This is a genomic window from Caballeronia sp. (assembly GCF_049581465.1).
Taxonomy (GTDB): Bacteria; Pseudomonadota; Gammaproteobacteria; order Burkholderiales; family Burkholderiaceae; genus Caballeronia.
Window position 1 is genome coordinate 1 of sequence record NZ_JBAUSA010000834.1, and the last position, 3,788, is coordinate 3,788.

Genomic DNA, 3,788 nt, shown 5'->3' on the forward strand with positions numbered 1-3,788 from the left:
CGCACGCTTTTTAGAACTCGTAGCCGACTTGCGCCCGCATTCCAGCGCCGCCGCTTGGCGTGACCGAAACCGCTCCGTTCACCAGCCATTTGCCATTGGGCGTGCGATATGTCGCGCCTACGCCCAACGCGCTGTAGCCCTTGTAGTTACCCACGCCGGCAGCCATGACCACCTTTCCGGGTGCACTCGGCATCAGGTTAGGCATTGCCATGGCAGCCGCCACGCCGCCGAACGCCGCGCGTTGCAACGACCTCATGCTGGCGCCCATGTCGTTGCGCAACTGGGACATCTGGGTCATGTTGACCGCGTCAGTGCCGTTGACGCCCGGAGCCACGTTAGTCACGCGCCGTTCGTTCCCATCCGATCCGACCGAGACCGTGTTGGCCTGGCCGGCGACCGAATTGGCGCCCAGCGCGACGGAATTGTCCCCAGAAGCCTGTGAGTTCACGCCGATCGCCACCGCGTCTGTTCCTGTTGCCACTGGCTTCGAACCACTCGCCGCCGATGAATGCACAGCCACAAAATCCAGCCCAGCCGCCTGATAGCCTGCTACCACGCTTTCGGTCGCGGTGACGCGTTCGTTGGTGGCGTTCAGTTGCGCACCGTTGATGGCGTCGGTGCTGGTTGCCGAAACCTCAGAGGCGCTCACGTTCGTCACTTGCACGGGACCGGTCGGAGCGCTTGGGTCGCCGAGCGTTACTTTGTCGCGCGCGTCCGTATCATAGGCAACGGTGTTTGAACCATTTGTACCGTTCGGGCCGCTCGACTGCGCGGCCAGGAGACTCGCGATGTCAGTGCTGTTTTGCGTCACGCGTCCATCGAGATTTCCCAGCGCCGTGCCAACATCGCGAATCGGCGCGCCGGCGATCATGAAGGTGGGCGTGCTCAGGCGGCCGTTGGCGTCGATGCTCGCACCGCCGCCAAGCGCGTCCGCGATGCTGCTCGTGGAATCGAACAACTGCGAACCGTTGACCGCATTTGTACTGCCTTCGAACAGCGGCATCGCCTTGACATTCGAGATAACCGTGCCGTCTGTGCCGCGAAGCACGATGCTGTCTGCCGTCGTATCGGTGTAAGCCACGAACGAGCTCGTGATTCTGCCGTCCGGATCGATTGAGAAACCCGCAGCGTGCAACTGCGCGACGTTGACTGCGTCCGTTTCCTCCGTACCAGCCTTGACGTTGACGATCTGGCGTTCGGCGTTTGGCTTGCCGAAGGAAACGGTGTTTTCACGGTCGGCTATGGAATTCGAGCCTATCGCCGTACTTTTGGAAGCCGAAGCTTTGGCGGAAGTGCCAATGGCTGTAGCTAATTGTCCTGAAGCTGTAGCGCTTGCACCAATAGAGATCGCAGCCGCGCCACTCGCAGAAGCCCGGTTACCCAGTGCGATTGCGCTATTGCCGTCTGACGTGGCCAAGTAGCCGATGGCTAGCCCGTTTCCCGACGCGTTAGCCTGGAAGCCAAGCGCAACACCTGACGCCATTGATGTTGCCAGCGATCCGACTGCGACCGCCAATTCGCCCGCGGAGCTTCCCACGCCAACTGCCACGCCTAGGGTACCTGCCGTAGCTGAGTCAGACTGTGTGCGACCAATAGCTGATATATAGCCTGCACTCGCCCCCCCCCCAAACGCGGTCGGTGTAGCCGTCGCCTGCAGAAGGCCGAGATTCTGAGTCGCGCCGAGTAGTCGCGAGCCAGTCGCCGCGGGCGTGTTGCCTGCAGACGTAGCGCTCACCGTTTCCGGAACGTCTGCATCGGCTAGCGTAATGCCCTGTTTCACTTGGCGGTCATTCTCTTCGCTTTCTGACATTTCCCCGCTCGACTCCGATGTCGACGCTGCCGCACCGCTACCAGCACCTGCGCCGCCATTTTGCGGTGAAGCGCTATCGCCCGTTGAAGGCCCATTTTCAGGCCGGTATTCAGATGACACTGTCGTTGGCATGGTAAATGCCGCCGCCGGTGTTGACATGGACATTGCAGCGCTGAGCGCGAATGAGGCCGACGCGAGGCGCGCGGCTTTGCGCTGAAACGACTCCGTACCGGGACACCCGTCTTCGTGAGCGCCGTCCCGATCTTCAGTCAATCCATTGCGTCTTACTTTAAATTTGTTTCTCATAATTGATATACATTCCTAATAAATCACATGGCTTTTAGTCCGAATGCCGATTCACTGGTTTACGGATTCAGCGTTTTTCGCCGTGCTAACGCGCGTTTCCGCAGAAGGAGCAACGGCGTAAGCTCCGGCTAGAGCGCGATATCCAAAATCGAACGGTGGCGGGACGGCGAACGAAACCGCGAACAAATAAGGTGCTTCATTTGCGGGGGTTTGCGTCAACACCTACTGTATTAGGACTTTATGAGATTATTGATCGGCTCAATCCTAGAACCGCAGACGTGGGGTGAAACAGTCTGTTTGCATCGGAGCACGTGGCGTCGCGAAGCAGAAGGTGAAGGTGAAGGTGAAAGCAAAGCCATTGGTTCAATCGATGCGTGATTGCGCGGTTTGGAGAGTCATCTCATTACGGCGAAAATGCGGTTGCATGATTGGACTTTTGGTCGCACCCGGGAGTGTAAGACGTTTCGCACTTTTACTGCCGCGTGCAATACGTTTGGCGCGGACCACCTGGATATATCGCGCCCGCAAAATTAAAAAGGACGATCCAAAATCTGGATCGCCCTTTTCTACTGCCTCAGTGCTTTATAAGCGGATCAAACTCAGAACTCGTAGCCCACCTGCGCGCGTGCGCCGGTATCTCCGTGAGGCGTCACCGACAACGCTCCATTGATCAGCCACGCGCCATCACGTGACCGATACGTTGCGCCGGCGCCCACCGCGCCGTAACCCTTGTAGTTGGCCACACCGACTGCCACGACAGTCTTGCCCGGTTCGCGCGGCGAGAGACTAGGCATGGCCATTGCCGACGCCACGCCGCCAAACGCGCTACGTTGCAACGCCGTCATGTTCTGGCCCACCTCGTTGCGTAACGCATTGACCTGATCCATGTTGGCTGCGTCCGTCCCGTTCTGCCCCGGCGCGACGTTCGTCACACGGCGCTCGTTGCCCACCGAACCGACCGATGCCGTGTTGTCCTCGCTTGCAACCGAATTGGCGCCCAACGCGATCGAGTTGTTGCCTGATGCTTGCGCATTGGCACCGATCGCAACGGCGTCGGTACCGGTTGCGGTAGGCGTAGGCGATGTCGCGACCGACGAGTTGATTGCGATGTAAGGACTTCCCGTACCGGCAATGTTGTTGACGGTGTTCTCGAACGTGTCGACACGCGCATTCGTGGCGTTCAATTGCGCACCGTTGACGGCGTCCGTGCTGGTGTCCGAGAGCTCGCCCGCCTTTACGTTGGTCAATTGGACAGCATTTGCATCGGTACCATCAGCCGCAGCGGTACCGCCGAGCGTCACCTTGTTGTGCGAATCCGAATCGTAGGTGACCGCATTCTTGGTCGCATTGCCAATGTTCGTAATGTCAGTCGTGTTCTGCGCCGTACGTGCGTCGAGGTTGCTGATCGCCGTGCCAACGTCATGCACATCGGTGCCGCCGACCGTGTACGTCGGCGCGGTGATGCCTCCGTTCTCGTCGACACCCGCGCCGCCGCCCAACGCTGCCGCTGTCGATGCTGCCGTGTTGTATAGCTGCGAGCCATTCACCGCTTCGCCGCTGGTCGCCGAGACGGTGCCTGCGGCGACACCCGAAATCTTGCGGGCTCCCGCCGTGCCGGACACGTTGATTTCGCTGCCGTTCGTGTTGTCGCCGATGGAAATCACGCCCGTGG

Annotated in this window: 2 protein-coding genes; both read right to left on the reverse strand. The window is 59.8% G+C overall.

Annotated features, from left to right (window positions below):
* Positions 1 to 10 precede the first annotated feature (10 nt).
* Entirely contained in the window at positions 11 to 1,810 is a 1,800-nt protein-coding gene (locus tag WCA53_RS20475; protein WP_423914937.1) for a YadA family autotransporter adhesin, read from the reverse strand.
* A gap of 905 nt (positions 1,811 to 2,715) precedes the next feature.
* On the reverse strand, positions 2,716 to 3,788 hold a 1,073-nt coding region (locus WCA53_RS20480), incomplete at its 5' end, for a YadA family autotransporter adhesin (RefSeq protein ID WP_423914940.1).

Coding starts and splice junctions, on each gene's coding strand:
- WCA53_RS20475 (WP_423914937.1), bottom strand. CDS start 1,810: ATGTCAGAAAGCGAAGAGAATGACCGCCAAGTGAAACAGGGCATTACG.